The sequence below is a fragment of the Streptosporangium roseum DSM 43021 genome, from assembly GCF_000024865.1.
GTDB classification, from domain to species: domain Bacteria; phylum Actinomycetota; class Actinomycetes; order Streptosporangiales; family Streptosporangiaceae; genus Streptosporangium; species Streptosporangium roseum.
On the sequence record NC_013595.1, the window covers coordinates 9,097,388 to 9,113,253 of the forward strand.

Consider the following 15,866-nt stretch of genomic DNA (forward strand, 5'->3'; position numbering starts at 1 on the left):
CACATTTCACTTGCTAAAAGTGTGGGCTGCAGCACGGGCCAACGCCTTCCGGGCCTGCTGGGAGAACCTGCCGATCCTTCCCGCTCAGGAGCCCGGCTGGACCAGACCGGTCTCGTAGGCGAGGATCACCAGCTGCGCCCGGTCCCGGGCGTTCAGCTTCATCAGGGCACGGGTGACGTGTGTTTTGGCGGTCAACGGGCTGATCACGAGCTTGGCGGCGATCTGATCGTTGGACAGCCCCTCGGCCACCAGGCGGACGACCTCGCGCTCGCGGACGGTGAGTACGGCGAGCCCGTCGCCGCTCACCGGTGCGGGCCGGTGGGCGAACTGCTGAACGACCCGCCGCGTGACGCTCGGCGACAGCAGCGCCTCTCCCGCGGCGACCACGGCGACCGCGTGGCGGAGCTCGGCCGGCGCGACCTCCTTGGTGAGGAAGCCGCTGGCGCCGGCGCGCAGCGCGGCGAAGACGTGCTCGTCGGTGTCGAACGTGGTGAGGATGACGACCTTGGTCGCCGGACGTTCGGCGAGTATCCGGCGGGTGGCCTCGATGCCGTCCATCCCGGGCATGCGGATGTCCATGAGGATCACGTCGGGTTCGGTGGAGCGGGCCTGCCGTACCGCTTCGTCGCCCGTGGCGGCCTCCCCGACCACGGTGAGTTCCTTGGACCGGCTGAGCAGGCTGCGAAAACCCGCCCGGACGAGGGCCTGGTCGTCGGCGAGGAGTACTTTGATCGTCATGTTCCCAAGGGGATGCTCGCTCGCACGGCGAAGCCCCCGCTCCCTTCGATGCTCAGTGTGCCGCCCAGCGTGGTGACGCGTTCGCGCATGCCGGTCAGGCCGTGCCCCTCTGCCGGAGCCGCCGCCCCGTGGCCGTCGTCGATCACCTCGACCGTCACCGCGGCGCTCGTGTAGCGCAGCCGTACCGATACGTGGTCGGCGTTCGCGTGCTTGATGGTGTTGGTCAGCGACTCCTGGACGAGCCTGTGGGCCGCGACGGCCTGGGGGCCGGTGACCATCGTGGGGTCACCCTCCTCGTGCAGGTCGACGCTCAGGCCGGTCGCCCTGGCGGCGGTGACGAGGGCGGCGATGTCGCCCAGGTCCGGCTGCGGGGCGGTGTCACCGTCGATCCGCAGGACGCCGATGAGCGAGCGCAGGTCCGCCATGGCCTTACCGCGCACGTCCATCGCGGTGCGCAGGGCCTCGCGCGTCTCCTCGGGAGACTCCTCCAGCGCGTCGGCGGCCACGTTGAGGTGGACGCCGACCACGGCCAGGGTGTGGGCGACGATGTCGTGGACCTCGCGGGAGATTTCCAGCCGCTGTTCGGCGAGCCGTCGGCGGGCGTCCGCCTCGCGCGCCTGTTCCAGTTGCGCCCGCCAGCGCGCCTGGAGGTGCCGGGCATTGCCGATCGCAAGCACGAGCGCCAGCCAGAGCGTCTCGGCCCCACCCGCCGCGAGTGCGCGGGCAGGGGAGCCGTTCGTGACGGCCCAGTCCCAGGCCAGTGCGTAGACCAGCAGGAACAGTCCCACACCGATGGCCCAGCGGGTCCGGCCCGCCGCGGCGACGGTGTAGGCGGCCACCGTCAGCGGCCACACCCAGCCGCCCTCGAACAGCCCCGCCCCCTGGAAGGCGATCAGCACGACCGCCGACATCAGCAGGACGCCGACCGGCCATCGCCGCCGCGCCACCAACAGCCCGCCGAGCAGGATCCCCATCGTGATCGCCGGCCAGCCGATCGGGGCGCCGACCGCCGCCATCCCGGTCAGGACGGCGACAGTCGTGAGAACGGCGGGCAGCACAGTGGTGATCATCGACTGGTGCGAGGCAGGCGGAGGGCGGCCAGGGCCATCCAGCCGAGGCAGGCGGCGACGGCGATGCGCTCGGTCAGCCCCACCACCGGGGGCAGAGACCGGGAGACCATGACATCGACGAGGGTGACCACAAACAGGATCATTCCAGACACCAAGGCAACAGTCGCCCCGGTGAGCAGGGCGTTCCGCGGCCAAGCCCTGGTGAGCACCACGGCGGCGGCCGTGAAGGCCGCGAAAGCCGCCCAGGCGGAGAAACCATGAACGCTCTCCGAAACCGACGGATTGTCCCACTGCCCCGGCGGGTCGGCGGGGAAGATCGCGGCCAGCAGGAGCCCCAGCGACCAGATGCCGAGCAGCCAGGTTCCCGCACGGCTGGCACCGGTCCGGGCCACCGCCACCGTCAGGGCCGCCGCGGCGAGCGCGACGGCGACCAGCCCGAGCGGGACCAGCCAACCGGCACCCGTGTTGACGAACCTGCTGATGGTCTCGCCAACGGGGCTCATCTCCCTGTTGACCACGTCCGAGATCGTGAAAGCCGCGACGCCGATGCCGACACCGGTAAGAACTGTCTTTTTCATGGTCCAGACGTTAGGGACGGCCCCCTGCCCCCGGCGTCGTCCATCCGCAGACACCCGCGCGTACACCGATCGGTGTACGCGTGCTCCAGCAGAGGTCTCGGCCACCCAGGATCAACACGGTTCGGGGCTCATCACGCCAAGGTTGTGTGCCGGGCCGATAGCGCTTTCTTTGCCAGGAATCCGAAACACAGTGCTTGAAGGCCAGAATGCGACTTACTACGTTCAAGCCTGTGAGCAATGCGGAGGGCACCCGAGTAGTGGCTCAGAGCGACGGAGTCGGTAGGGCCGACGCGGAGCAGATCCCCGGCGCGGAGCGGCCCCCCGGCGCGGAGCGGGCCCCCGACACCGAGCGGCCCCTCAGCATGGAGCGGGCCCCCAGCATGGAGCGGGCCCCCGACACCGAGCGGGCCTCCGCCGCGGAGACGGCCGGATCCGGGAGGAGCTCCAACGCGGAACGGGTCGCCGACGTCGAGAAGGGCGGCGTGGAACAGGCCCCCGAGCGTGGGAGGACCGGAGCCTGGAAGATCCCCGGCACGGGGAAGGTCCCCTGCGCGGGCGACACCGGGGCCCGGACGGCCCCCGGTGCGGAGAGATCGAAGTCTGGGCAGGTCACGGAGGCGGAGAAGGTCGCCGGCGGCACACCAGAGCCGGCCGTCCCCGCCTCGGCGGACCCGGTGGACCCTGCGGTCCCGATGGACCTGACAGCCCAGACGGCCCCGATGGACCCGGTGGTCGCGACGGCGCCGGTGGCGCAGGTGGTCGCCACGGCACCGGCGGCGCAGGTGGTCGCCACGGCGCCGGTGAACCCGGTGGACCCGGCCGAGCTGGAGCTGACCAGGCCCCGGGGGCTGTCGGGCCTGTTCTGGCAGGATCTCGCGCAGGTCGACTTCGGCCCGCGCCGGTTCCGGCTGGGCCCGGCCCGTGAGCGGCTGGAGACCGCGAGCCAGTCGTTCCTGACGGGCTTCAACGCGGTGATCGCGGGCGAGACCGGGCGGATCGACGACATCCACGAGGAGCTGCGCGGGTTCGCCTACGAGGGCGCGGGCATGGCCTGCACCACCCTCGACGTGCTGACGATCACCGGCGGCCGGCGGCTCAGGGACCTGCTCAGCGGGCAGGGCATGCGCTATCCGCACATGATCCACCTGGGCGTGGGCTGGGCGTACGCCCGGCTGCGCATGCGGCCGATGTGGGGCATCCGCTCGGTCCACCCGCTGCTGCGCTGGCTGGCGTTCGACGGCTTCGGCTTCCACCAGGGCTTCTTCGTCACCGACCGGACGGTCGGGCGGCAGCGCTCGGCGGGTCTGATGGACCGGACCCGGCGGGCGATCTTCGATCAGGGGCTGGGCCGGATGCTCTGGTTCCACGAGTGCGCGGGCGTGGACGACGTCATCCTGCGCATCGCCGAGTTCCCCCCGGGCCGCCGCGCAGACCTGTGGAGCGGCGTGGGCCTGGCCGCCACCTACACCGGCGGGGCGAGCGCCGCCGAGCTGGAGCGGCTGAGCGTGGCCGCGGCCGAGGACGGCTTCCGCGCCCACCTCGTGCAGGGCAGCGCCTTCGCGTGCGCCTCCCGGCTGATCTCCGGGATCGTGCCCGAGCACACGGTCGCCGCCACGCCCGCGCTGTGCGGGGTGGAGGTCGACGAGGCGGGCGGCTGGACCGACACCGCGCTCATCGCCCTGGGGCACAACGCCCACAGCGGCGACCACTACCAGGCCTGGCGGGCGGGGATCAGGAAGGCCTGGGCGCGGCGCAACCGCGACTCTTGACCACAGCTCGGGGGAGCCGTGAAAGCGACATCGGGGATTCGCAAGTACGCGGCGGGGGCTCTGGCACTGGCGGCCTGCACCGCCGGCTGGAGGCTGACCGGGCTGCCCGACACCTCCGCGGCGGAGGCCGCCGCGGGCTTCTCCTTCACCGCCAGCCCTCTCGGCCCGGCCGACCGGCCGGGCGACCGGAACCTCCGGCCGGTCGCACCCGCCTACCGGGACATCCGTGCCTGGGTGTCCTCGACGGGCGCGGGCGTCGCGCTGTTCGACGCCGACAACGCGGTCGTCTCCGACGACGTGTGCCTGGTCGACCCGCGCCATGACACGGTGACCGTGAGTCCCGCGCCGGGCACGCCGCAGCACTACCGGCCGTTCGCACTGGCCGCGCCGGAGCGCGGGCCGTACGAGGCGCCGACGGGGTGCCTGCCGGCAGACCTCGACCAGGACGGCTGGCAGGACCTGGTCGTCTACTACTGGGGCCGCTCCCCCTCACTGTTCGTGCGGGTCCCCGGCGCCCCGCCGTCCGGCGCGGCCTTCCGCCACCGCGACCTGACCCCGGAGCCGGAGATCTGGAACACCGGCGCCGCCACGGCCGGTGACTTCGACGGCGACGGCCGCCTCGACCTGGTCTTCGGCAACTACTTCCCGGACGGCGCCAGGGTGCTGGACGGCACCGCGGACAGCGCCGGCGGCGCGATGCCCGGCTCGCCGTCCGACGCCGGCGACGGGGGTGCCAACCGTCTCTACCGGGCGACGGGGCCCGCGCGGTTCGCCGAGGCGGAGGGGGCGTTCGACGGGGCCGGGACCGGGGGCAGGGGGTGGACGCTCGCGCTGGGCACCCAGGACCTGGACGGCGACGGGCGGCCCGACCTGTACGTGGCCAACGACTTCGGGCCGGACGAGCTGCTGGTCAACGAGTCGGTACCCGGGAGGATCAGGTTCCGGGAGGCACGCGGCACCAGGCACCTGACCACCCCCCGGTCCAACGTCGTCGGCCAGGACTCCTCCAAGGGCATGGGGGTCGGCTTCACCGCCCTCAACGCCGACGGCACGCCGGACATCCTGGTCAGCAACATCACCGGGGACCCCGGGGCGCACGAGAGCGACTTCGCCTTCGTCTCCCGGCCGGGCGGGCTCCACGAGGGCCACGCGCCCTACGACGACCACGGCGAGGACCTGGGGCTGAGCCGTACCGGATGGTCCTGGGACGTCAAGGCCGCCGACTTCGACAACGACGGCACCGACGAGATCATGCACGCGACCGGGCCCGTCCGGGGTGGGAGCGGCCGATGGGCGCCACCACTGGAAACGGCGGTCTCCGGTGGCTCGCTCCCGTCCGAGCCGACGCCGGACACCGGAGCCGGAGACGAGGTCGGCGCCGGGAATGGGGGCGAGGCGGGCGGCGGCACCAACAGCTTCTTCGTCCGGGGTCCCGGCGGCCGTTACGTGGACGTGGCCCGGCGGGCCGGGGTCGGCGGCGACACGGTCAGCCGGTCCTTCGCCGTCGGCGACGTGGACGACGACGGGCGGCTGGACTTCGCGGTCGCCAACCAGTGGGCCGCCTCGGTGCTCTACCGCAACAACGGCGCCACCGCCCCGTTCGTGGGCCTGCGGCTCCGCCTGCCCGCCGGATCCTGCGGCACGGCCGCCGTCCCGCCGCTCTCCGCGCAGACCGGCCCCCTCACCTACCGTCCCGCCTCCCCGCTCTCCGCACTCATCAGCCCCCTCTCGCCCCCTTCCGTCCCGCCGCTCTCCGCGCAGACCGGCTCCCGCTCGCGCCGTCCCGCCTCCCCGCTCTCCGCACTCATCAGCCCCCTTCCGGCCCGTCCCCCGCTGGCCCGGCCCAGGCTGACGCTCTCCGCCCTGATCGGCCCCGCCCCAGCCGGCTCCGGCCCTCCGTCCCGCCCGCCCCTGGCCCGTCCCACCGCGCCCGGCCGGACCTGGACGCGTCCCGCGATCGGAGCCACCGCCACGGTGCGCCTGCCCGGCGGGCGCACGCTCAGCCGGCAGCTCTACCCGGCCAACGGGCACAACGGCGTCTCCGCGCCGGAGCTGCTGTTCGGCCTGGGCGGCGACGCGCCGGGCGGCCCGTCGCCGGTCGAGCTGTCCTGGCGCGACGCCTGCGGCGTCCTCCGTACCGCGTCGGTGTCCTTAAGGCCCGGCTGGCACCGGATCCTGCTGGCCGACGGCCGCGCCTCGGAGATGGACTGATCATGGACGCCGCCTGGAAGCGCGGCCGGGCGCTCCGCCGCTTCGCCGGGTCGATCACCGTGATGACCGTGCTCGGGCACACCGTGCTCGGCTTCGAGCAGGCCTACCTGACACCGATCGCGGGCGCGGTCACCGGGATGATCGCCGAGTTCGTGCTGGAGACCGTGGAGGCGTGGGCGTGGCGGCGCCCGGCCCGCTACCGGGGGACGCCCGGCCAGGTGGCCGACTTCTTCCTCCCCTCCTACATCACCGGGCTGACCTGCGCGATGCTGTTGTACGGCGGCGCCGACCCGATGCCGGTCGTACTGGCCGTCCTGATCGGCGTGGGCAGCACGTACGTCCTGCGGGTCAGGGCGCCGGGCGTGGCGGGGCACCGCACCGGCGACACGCCCGGCGGGCACTACCTGAACCCGTCGTGCTCCGGCGCCCTCGCCGTGGTGCTGCTGTTCCCGTGGGTCGGCGTCGCGCCGCCGTACGGGCTCGCCGAATGGGTTCCGGGGCCGCCCGGCTCGCTCGTGCCGCTGGCCGGGCTGGTGCTGGTGCTGGGCTCGGCGGTGAACGCCGGACTGGTCGGGCGGCTGCCGCTGGTCCTGGGCTGGGTGGGCGGGTCCGTCCTGCAGGGGCTGGCCCGGGGTGGGCTGACCGACGTCTCGGTCATCGGCGCCCTGCTGCCGATGACCGGCGTGGCCTCCGTCCTCGCCACCGGCTACGTGCTCACCGACCTGGGCACGACTCCCGCCCGGCCGCGTGGCCAGGTCGTGTTCGGCCTGGCCACGGCGGCGGCACACGGCCTGCTGGTCCAGTTCCACTTCCACGTCGTCTCCGGGCTGCTGTCCGCCCTCCTGATCGTCTGCGCCGGCCGGGGGGCGGGCCTGGCCCTGCTCGCCCGCGTCCGCCCGGCGACCGTCCCCGTTCCCGCCGGCGCGCGCGGCCTGTCCGAGGTGCCGGCGGGCGCCCAGCCATGACCCATGCGAACACCTGAGGGGTACTCCTAATGTCCGTCGCGATCGTGGGATTGGCCTGCACCTATCCGGACGCGCCCGATCCGGGGGCACTGTGGGAGGCGGTGGTGTCGCGGCGGCGGGCGTTCCGGCGCCTGCCGGTCGAACGGCTGGACCTGGCCGACCACCACTCCCCCGACCGGTCGGCCCCCGACCGGACCCACAGCACCCGTGCCGCCCTGATCGAGGGCTGGGAGTTCGACCGGGCCGCCTTCGGCGTCCCCGACCCGGTCCACCGCGTCACCGACCCGGCCCACTGGCTGGCCCTGGACACCGCGTCCCGCGCCCTGGCGGACGCGGGCTCGCCCGGCGGGGAGGGGCTCGACCGGGACCGGGTCGCGGTGGTCGTCGGCGACACCCTGACCGGCGAGGTCGCCCGGACCTCCGCGCTCCGGCTGCGCTGGCCGTACGTGCGGCGCGTGCTGTCCTCGGCCCTGGCCGAGCTCCCCGAGGAGACGACCGCCCGGCTGCTGGCCCAGGCGGAGGCCGAGTATCTGCGGCCGCTGCCCGAGATCTCCGGGGAGAGCCTGGCCGGCACGGTCGCCGCGCGCATCTGCAACCACTTCGACCTGCGCGGCGGCGGATACACGGTGAACGGCGGATGCGCCTCGTCCCTGCTGGCGGTGATCACCGCCTGCCGTTCGCTGCTGGACGGAAGCGTGGACTTCGCGCTGGCCGGAGGCGTGGACCTCGGCCTCGACCCGTTCGAGCTGGTCGGCCTCGCCAAGGCGGGCGCGCTGGCCGGCGAGCGCATGCGGATCTACGACACCCGGTCGGACGGCTTCTGGCCGGGTGAGGGCTGCGGGATCGTCGCCCTGGCGCGTACGGCCGACGCCCGCGCCGCCGGGCTCCGGATCCACGCGGAGATCACCGGCTGGGGCGTGTCCTGCGACGGCGGGGACGGCGTCGCCCGCCCCGGCGCCGACGCCCGCCCCGAGGCCGACGGCCGACTCCTGGCCCTGCGCCGCGCCTACGCGCACGCGCGTGTCTCCCCCGCCGCCGTCGCCCTGTTCGAGGGCGCCGGCGCCGGCGACGACACCGTCGAGCTCACCGCACTCACCCGCCTGCTGGCGGATGCCGCGCGCCTGTCCGACGCCGCGCGGCGGGCGGTGACCGGATCCGGCGCACCGGGCCGGGCGGCCACCGGGCCCGGCGCCGTGCGGGGGGCGGCGATCGGTTCCGTCAGCGCCAACATCGGGCACACCGGGGCGGCCGCCGGAGTCGCGGGACTGATCAAGGCCACCCTGGGCATCGCCTCCGGCGTCCTGCCCCCGACCACCGGCTGCGGATCCCCGCACCCCCTGCTGACCGCCCCCGGCGCCCCCCTGCGGGTCCTGGCCGTCCCCGAACCGTGGCCCGCCGGGCCCCGCCACGCGGGGGTGAGCGCCACGGGGTCCGGCGGCGTCAACGCCCACCTCGTCCTGACCGCCCCGGTGCCGACCGGCGGGGACAGCCGCCCCACCACGCCGGAGGCCGTACCGGGAGCAGCTCCGCGACGGCGGGTGACCGACGGGCCCTCGCGGGAGGAGCCGGTGGTGTTCGCGTTCTCGGGTGAGGGTCTGGAAGCCGTGCGGCCGGTGCTGGAGCGGGTCGCGGACCAGGCGGCGCGGTGGTCGGAGGCAGAGCTGTGCGATCTCGCGTACGCGCTGGGGACCGTTCCCGCCGGGCCGTCGCGGATCGCGATCGTGGCGGGGTCGGCGGAACAGCTCGCCGAGCGGGCCGCTCTCGCCCTGGACTGGCTGGACGGCGCCCAGTCCGGCCTGCCGGCCACCCTGCCGGGGGTGTATCTCGGACCGGACGCGCAGGACGGAACGGCGCCGCCCTCTCCCGCGGGGGTCCCCTCGGCCGAGGCCGCCGCCGCCCTCTGGGCCGCCATGGCCATCCCGGATCTCACCGCCCTCTACGGTGATCATCCGGCCCGGCCCGTCGACATCTGGCGCGACCGCGTCTTCATCTCCGGCCCCTGCCCGGCCGTCCCGTACGGGGGCTCCGAGGCCACCCCCCGAGAGGACGCGGAGGAGGGGGACGACCCGGACGGGAGGGCGTGCCGGGAGCGGGCGGACGCCGGGCCGGTGGCCGGCGTGGCGCGCTGGGTGCGGTGTTTCGCCGACGACCCGGCGACCGCCGAGCGGCCCGTCCCCGCCGGGACCGGGGAGGCGCGTCCCGGCGGCCAGACTCCTCCCGCCCCGAACGGGAAGGACCGCCCGGGGAACGGGAAGGACCGCCCCGGGAAGGGGAAGGGCCGTCGCGGCGTCCGGCTTGGGGCGGAGGACGGAGAGGCGCCGGTCAGGCGGGTCGTGATCGACGATCCGCTGCGGCCGGGGGCGGTCGGGACGCTGGTCACGGCGGTCCGCGAGGCGATCGCGGGCGGCGAGGGGCTGGCCGTGCTCTGCGAGGGCGACGCCCTGGCCGGGTTCCTGGCGTCGCTGGGGCGGGAGCATCCCGGCCTCGGTCTCGATGCCGGGCGTCCGTCGGGAAGGGTCCCGCTCACCCTCGACGGGCAGGGGCCGCTCCCGGTGGGTCCGGGGGACGTGGTGCTGGTCAGCGGGGGCGGCGAGGGGATCGCGGTCGCCTGTGCCATGGCGCTGGCCGAGGCGAGCGGGTGCGGGCTGGCCCTGCTCGGGCGGGGACGGCCGGGCCGCGACGCGATCCCGGCGGGAGACCTGGAGGAGCTGGCCCGCAGGGGCGTCCGGTACGGCTGCGCGACGGCGGATGCCGGTGACGCGGGGGAGGCGGCGCACGCCGTACGGGAGCTGGAGAGCGCGCTGGGGCCGGTCACCATGGTGATCCACCAGGCGGACGCCGACCGGCCGGACCGGTTCACCGACCTCGCCGCCGAGGACGCCGAAAGGCACGCCGAGGACGCCGAAAGGCACATCGTGTCCGGGCTGACCGGCCTGGACAACCTGCTGGCCGCGACCACGCCCCGGCGGGTGGTGACCTTCGGATCGGTGGCCGGCCGGTACGGCCTGGCCGGCGGGAGCCACCGCGCGCTGGCCGAGGGGCTGCTGCGGGAGCGGGCCGGAAGGATCGGCGGGCTGCACATCGACTGGCCGGTGTGGACCGGGACCGGCCACGAACGGCGGCCGGGTGCCGCCGGAGCGGAGGTGACGGCCATCACGCCGCAGGAGGGGGTGGAGCTGTTCCTCACGCTGCTCAGGACCGGGAACCTGCCGCCCAGCGTGGCCGTCCACGGCAGGCTGGGCGGACCCGCCGCCCCCTGCCCGGCGGGAGGGCGGTTCCTCGACGAGGTCCGCGTGCACGTCCCCGGCGTGGAGCTGGTCGCCGACAGCCGCCTGTCGCTCAGCAGCGACTCCTACCTGGACGACCACCGGATCGACGGCCTGGCGGTACTGCCCGCGGTGGTGGCGCTGGAGGCGATGGCGCAGGCCGCCGGAGTGCTGGCGGGGCGGCCGCTGGACGAGGCCGGGCAGATGACGTTCGACCGGCCGGTGGCCGTGCCCGACGAGGGCGGCACCACGATCCGGGTATGCGCGCTCCGGCACGGGCAGACGGTCGAGGTGGTGGTCCGCAGCGAGGAGACGGAATTCCGCGTCGACCATTTCAGGGCCGTGTTCCCGGTGGACCCGGCCGACGAGACGCTGGCCGTACCGCAGCTGAACCGGGACGGCGCCGAGCCGCTGGACGCCGGGGAGCTGTACGGCGCGCTGTGCTTCCACACCGGCCGGTTCCAGCGGGTCAGGGAGCTGACCCTCGTCGAGGCGCGGGGATGCCGGGGCGAGTTGCACGGCGACGACCCCGACGGCTGGTTCGAGGACAGGCCGGTGCTGGGCAGCCCGGGGCTGAGCGACGCCACGATCCACGCGCTGCAGGCGTGCGTGCCGCACCGGCGGCTGCTGCCGGTCGGCGGCGAGCGGCTGGTGGTCCGCCCGTCACAGGGGGACGTGAGGCTGCACGCCACCGAGCGGCACCACGACGGGGGCGAGTACGTCTGGGACGTCACCGCCACCGACGTGCGCGGGCGGCTGGTGGCGGCGTGGACCGGGCTGCGGATGAAGGACGTCGGCCCGCTCCCCCGGCGTGACCCGTGGCCGCCGAACCTGCTGGCCGTCTACCTGCAGCGGGCCGCGGTCGCCCTCGGCCTCGATCCGGCGCTGCACGTGACCATGGACGGCGGGACGTCCCACAGCCGGCTGGGCGACCTCGTGCTCGGCGTGGACGGCCCGGCCCACTGCTCCTGGGAACGGGTGGGCCGGGCGCGGGGAACGCTGGGACCGGCCTCCGTCTCGCTGATCGACGAGCTGCGGCCGTGCTGCGACGAGCCCGAGGAGACCGTGACCACCCGGATCTGGACCGCTCTCCAATGCCTGTCCGGAGCGGGCCGCCCGCCGACGACGCCGCTCACCGTCGTGGACGGCCATGAGGGTGGCTGGCTGCTGCTGCGGGCCGGCGCCGACCTGATCGCCTCGACGGTGGTCCGGGTCAGGGGCGTGGAGGAGCCGGTCGCGGTCTCGATCATGACCGGGGAACGGCGGTGAGGTCAGACATCCCTGGACGTTAGATGTCAAGCGGCGAGGTCGTGGTTGCGATGTGACCATGCGGTTGCCTGGTCGTAGGTGGTGTGGGTTTTGAGGCAGCCGTGGAGGATGCCCACCAGGCGGTTGCCGACTTGGCGGAGAGCGGCGTTATGGCTGACGTCACGGGCTTTGAGCTGGTCGTAGTAAGCGCGGACCTCAGGATCGTGAAGGAGGGCGCAGGAGGCTTGGAGATGGAGAGCGTCGACGAGCCGGTCGTTGTGGACGAACCGGGCCTGGACAATCTTGGTCTTGCCGAACTGCCGGGTGATCGGCGAGGTTCCGGCGTAGTTCTTGCGGGCCCTCGCGCTCACGTAGCGGCCTTCGGCGTCTCCGAACTCGGCGAGCACCCGGGCGCCGAGGACGACGCCGATGCCCGGCTGACTGAGGATGACCTCAGCGTCCGGGTGCCGGCCAAAATGAGCCTCGACCTCACCCTCAAGCGTCTTGATCTCGCTGTTCAGGACGGTGATGACGGCGGCCAGGGCCTTCACGGTGGAGGCGTAGGCACCTGTGACGAGCGGGGCCTGGCCGAGGTGCTCGCCCCGCAGCACGTCCTGGATCGCCGCGGCTTTGGCGCCGATGTCGCGGCGGCCCTTGAGCGTCGCGCTGATCTGGTTGATCGTCAGCTTGGCCGCCGTCTCGGGGGTGGGGGCCTTGGCCAGCAGCCTCAGCACCGCCTCCGAGGTGAGGCCGAGCGGCTTGTAGGCGGCAAGGGCGGCGGGGAAGTAGTCCCGCAACGCCACCCGAAGGCGCAGCATGTGCCGGGTGCGTTCCCACAGCAACGTCTGATGCGCCCGGGTGACGACCTTGACGGCCTCTGCGATCTCCGAGTCCCCGGCGACCTGGCGCAGCTGGTTGCGGCGGGTGCGGATCATGTCGGCCAGGGCGTGGGCGTCGCCCTTGTCGCTCTTGGCCCCCGAGCTGCCGAGGATCTCCCGGTGCCGGGCGGCCTGCTTGGGATCGACGCCGAACACCCGATAGCCCGCGGCCACCAGCGCCCGCACCCACGGGCCCCGATCGACCTCGATGCAGACGAGCACGTCGGACGGGTCGGCGTCCTCGGCCACGAACCGGCCGACCAGGTCGTGCAGCCGGGTGATCCCGGCCATCCCCTCGGGCAGCCGGACCCGCTTGACCACCTTGCCGTCCTCGTCTTGGACCTCGACATCGTGATGGTCTTCAGCCCAGTCATCACCGACGAACAGCAACCCGACCTCCACGACGATCGACAACAGCGGTCAGCAGCCTGCAGGGGCCGGCCCGCGAACTAATGGATCAGTGCTCACCCCAGATCCTCGGGGGGCACGACATCCCATCAGCGATCAAGACCCCTGACCACCGGTGAGGGCACGATCTGACCCCAGGACTCCAAGGTCCGGCCGACGAGGGTGCTCACTCACCAGCGGCTACAGGTACCGAGTCTGCCCGAACAGCCGACCCGGTAGCTCCCATTAGCCGATGCCGGGGCCGACCCGCTCCAGCACCCGCAGCGAGCCCTCCTGCCTGACCTCCTTGAACGCGCCGGAGGCGAGGACCCGCTGGTAGACGTGGTACGGAGCCTGCCCGCCGGTGGCGGGGTCGGGGTAGATGTCGTGGAAGACCAGCGCGCCACCCTGGATGACGTGCGGGGCCCATCCCTCGTAGTCCTTGGTCACCGGCTCCTCGGAGTGGCCTCCGTCGATGAAGAGCACCGCCAGCGGGGTTCGCCACAGAGCGGCGACCCGCTCCGACCGGCCGACGATCGCGATGACCTCGTCCTCGAGCCCGGCGGAGGCGATCGTGGCGCGGAAGGTGGGCAGCGAGTCCATCTTGCCGAAGCGGGGGTCCACCAGCGTGGGGTCGTGGTGCGCCCAGCCCGGCTGGATCTCCTCCGAGCCCCGGTGGTGATCCACGGTGAGGACGACGGAACCGGCCTGCCTGGCCGCCGCGCCGAGGTAGACGGCGGACTTGCCGCAGTAGGTGCCGATCTCGCAGATCGGCCCGCGCGGGCCGTACTCGACGGCGGTCTCGAACAGGGCGAGACCTTCGGCGTGAGGCATGAAACCCTTGGCTCGCCGGGCCGCGTACAGCAGGTCGGCAGGCATGCTCGCGTTGCTCATCCGAGCAGACTATCCAGACCGAACAACATTCCGAACGGCCCTTGCCGGGCCTTATGGAACGTGTTCTACTTTGCACCGTGAACCAGCGCGCTCGCATCGTGATGACCGAGGACGAGATCACCGCCTTCATCGGTGAGTCGCGGAAACTTCAGCTCGGCACGATCAACCCCGACGGGACACCGCACATGGTGACCATGTTCTACGGGCTGACCGAGGGCAGGATCTCCTTCTGGACCTACGGGAAGGCCCAGAAGACGCTCAACATCCAGCGGGACGCCCGGGTGAGCTGCCTGATCGAGGCCGGGGAGGAGTACTCCGACCTGCGCGGCGTCCTGCTGTACGGCACCGCCCGGCGGATCGACGACTCCGAGGGCATCCTTGAGATCGGCATGAACGTCGCCCGGCGGATGGCGGGAATGCCTGACGCCGAGGAGCTTCTCACGGAGTATGTCGCCTATACCGGCCACAAGAGGGTCGCCTTCGTGGTGGAGCCCACTCGAGTGATCTCATGGGATCACCGTAAGCTCGCCACCCCGGTCTAGGAGGCTGACATGAAGATCAAAGTCGACTATCTGGTATGCGAGGCCAACGCGGTCTGCACGGGACTCGCCCCGGAGGTCTTCGAGCTCGACGACGACGACCAGCTGCACCTGCTGCTGCCTGAGCCGCCGCCGGAGATGATGGACCGCGTCCGGCACGCCGTGCGGTCCTGTCCCAAAGCCGCCCTCTCCCTTGAGGAGAACTAGGAGGACCCCCCATGCGTGGTGCGCTTCTGCATGCCGTCGGCGACGACAAGCTCGACATCCGCGACGACTTCACCCTCGCCCCGACAGGCCCGGCGGACGTCCGCGTCAAGATCAAAGCGACCGGCGTCTGCCATTCCGACCTGTCGGTGATCAGCGGGCTGCTGCCCATGCCGCTCCCGGTCATCCCCGGCCACGAGGGGGCGGGCGAGGTCGTCGAGGTCGGCGACCACGTGACCACGGTCCAGCCCGGCGACCACGTCATCGTCAACTGGACCCCGGCCTGCGGCACCTGCGCGAACTGCCTGGTGAACCAGCCGTTCCTGTGCATGACCTACGTCATGGACAGCTTCGTCAACGCCCGTTTCCGCTACGGGGGCGACACCCCGGCGTTCGGCATGGCCGGATGCGGCACCTGGTCCGAGGAGATCGTCGTGCCCTGGCAGGGTGCGATCAAGGTCGATCCCGAGGTGCCCTACGAGGCGGCGGCGCTGATCGGCTGCGGCATCACCACCGGGGTCGGCGCGGCGCTCAACACCGCCCGGGTGAAGGCCGGCTCGACCGTGGCCGTGGTCGGCAGCGGCGGCATCGGCCTGTCGGTGATCCAGGGCGCCCGGATCTCCGGAGCGACCACGATCCTGGCGATCGACCCGCTGGAGTCCAAGCACGAGCTGGCCAAGAAGGTCGGAGCCACCCACGCCATCACCCCCGACCAGCTCATGGACGCGGTCGGATCGCTGACCGGCGGCAGGGGATTCGACTACGGCTTCGAGGCCGTCGGCAAGTCCGCCGCCATCATGACCGCCTGGCAGGCCACCCGCCGAGGCGGCGACGTGATCGTGGTGGGTGCGGGCGCGATGGACGACATCGTCCCGCTGAGCGCCTTCAACCTGCTGTTCGAGGGGAAGAACATCCTCAGCTCGCTGTACGGCGGGTCGGACGTCCGCCGGGACTTCCCGTTCTTCGCCGAGCTGTACAAGGCGGGCAAGCTCGACCTGGAGAGCATGATCAGCGCCCGCATCAAGCTCTCCGACCTCAACGAGGCCGTGGCCGCGCTGAGGGGCGGCGAGGTCCTGCGCCAGATCGTCGTCCTGGACTGACCCGTTCCGGTACGGCCCG

The 15,866-nt window shown here is 73.1% G+C and carries 12 protein-coding genes; 7 read left to right on the top strand and 5 right to left on the bottom strand.

All coding sequences use genetic code 11. The features are described from left to right. Positions 1–84 precede the first annotated feature (84 nt). From SROS_RS39780 to SROS_RS46625, 3 genes are read right to left on the bottom strand one after another with little or no spacing between them, the layout of a single operon-like run. Positions 85–738, bottom strand: coding sequence for a response regulator transcription factor (locus SROS_RS39780; RefSeq protein ID WP_012894622.1), 654 nt, complete (start codon positions 736–738; stop codon positions 85–87). Further along, positions 735–1,808 carry a sensor histidine kinase gene (locus SROS_RS39785; protein ID WP_012894623.1) on the bottom strand — a complete coding sequence of 358 codons (1,074 nt, stop codon included), beginning with the start codon at positions 1,806–1,808 and terminating at the stop codon, positions 735–737. Before SROS_RS39785 ends, SROS_RS39780 begins: the two co-directional genes overlap by 4 nt. Next, positions 1,805–2,386, bottom strand: coding sequence for a DUF998 domain-containing protein (locus SROS_RS46625; RefSeq protein WP_012894624.1), 582 nt, complete (start codon positions 2,384–2,386; stop codon positions 1,805–1,807). The genes SROS_RS39785 and SROS_RS46625 overlap by 4 nt, the downstream gene beginning before the upstream one ends. A gap of 230 nt (positions 2,387–2,616) precedes the next feature. On the opposite strand from SROS_RS46625, the gene SROS_RS48315 reads away from it, so the two are divergent. The 4 genes from SROS_RS48315 to SROS_RS46635 are packed head-to-tail and all read left to right on the top strand — an operon-like array spanning position 2,617 to position 11,866. Continuing rightward, positions 2,617–4,155, top strand: coding sequence for a DUF1702 family protein (locus SROS_RS48315; RefSeq protein WP_148269359.1), 1,539 nt, complete (start codon positions 2,617–2,619; stop codon positions 4,153–4,155). 18 nt (positions 4,156–4,173) lie between these two features. Continuing rightward, positions 4,174–6,366 carry an FG-GAP repeat domain-containing protein gene (locus SROS_RS39800; RefSeq protein WP_012894626.1) on the top strand — a complete coding sequence of 731 codons (2,193 nt, stop codon included), beginning with the start codon at positions 4,174–4,176 and terminating at the stop codon, positions 6,364–6,366. A 2-nt stretch (positions 6,367–6,368) separates the two neighbouring features. Further along, entirely contained in the window at positions 6,369–7,331 is a 963-nt protein-coding gene (locus tag SROS_RS39805) for a hypothetical protein (protein ID WP_012894627.1), read from the top strand. Positions 7,332–7,360: 29 nt separating this feature from the next. Continuing rightward, positions 7,361–11,866: a beta-ketoacyl synthase N-terminal-like domain-containing protein gene (locus SROS_RS46635; protein ID WP_012894628.1), complete on the top strand. Its 4,506-nt coding sequence runs from the start codon at positions 7,361–7,363 to the stop codon at positions 11,864–11,866. A gap of 26 nt (positions 11,867–11,892) precedes the next feature. Here SROS_RS46635 and SROS_RS39815 read toward each other — a convergent pair whose 3' ends face one another. Together SROS_RS39815 and SROS_RS39820 are read right to left on the bottom strand one after the other, a co-directional pair. Continuing rightward, positions 11,893–13,113 (bottom strand): IS110 family RNA-guided transposase, encoded by a 1,221-nt coding sequence (locus SROS_RS39815; RefSeq protein ID WP_012890821.1) that lies wholly within the window; start codon positions 13,111–13,113, stop codon positions 11,893–11,895. Positions 13,114–13,356: 243 nt separating this feature from the next. Then, on the bottom strand, positions 13,357–14,004 hold the full coding sequence (locus tag SROS_RS39820) for a class I SAM-dependent methyltransferase (RefSeq protein WP_043653892.1): 648 nt from the start codon (positions 14,002–14,004) through the stop codon (positions 13,357–13,359). A gap of 77 nt (positions 14,005–14,081) precedes the next feature. Here SROS_RS39820 and SROS_RS39825 point away from each other — a divergent pair, with 77 nt between their 5' ends. The 3 genes from SROS_RS39825 to SROS_RS39835 are packed head-to-tail and all read left to right on the top strand — an operon-like array spanning position 14,082 to position 15,847. Next, positions 14,082–14,546, top strand: a complete 465-nt coding sequence (locus SROS_RS39825) for a pyridoxamine 5'-phosphate oxidase family protein (protein ID WP_012894630.1) — start codon at positions 14,082–14,084, stop codon at positions 14,544–14,546. Positions 14,547–14,555: 9 nt separating this feature from the next. After that, positions 14,556–14,750 carry a ferredoxin gene (locus tag SROS_RS39830; RefSeq protein WP_012894631.1) on the top strand — a complete coding sequence of 65 codons (195 nt, stop codon included), beginning with the start codon at positions 14,556–14,558 and terminating at the stop codon, positions 14,748–14,750. A gap of 11 nt (positions 14,751–14,761) precedes the next feature. After that, entirely contained in the window at positions 14,762–15,847 is a 1,086-nt protein-coding gene (locus SROS_RS39835) for a Zn-dependent alcohol dehydrogenase (RefSeq protein WP_012894632.1), read from the top strand. The last annotated feature ends 19 nt before the right edge of the window (positions 15,848–15,866 follow it).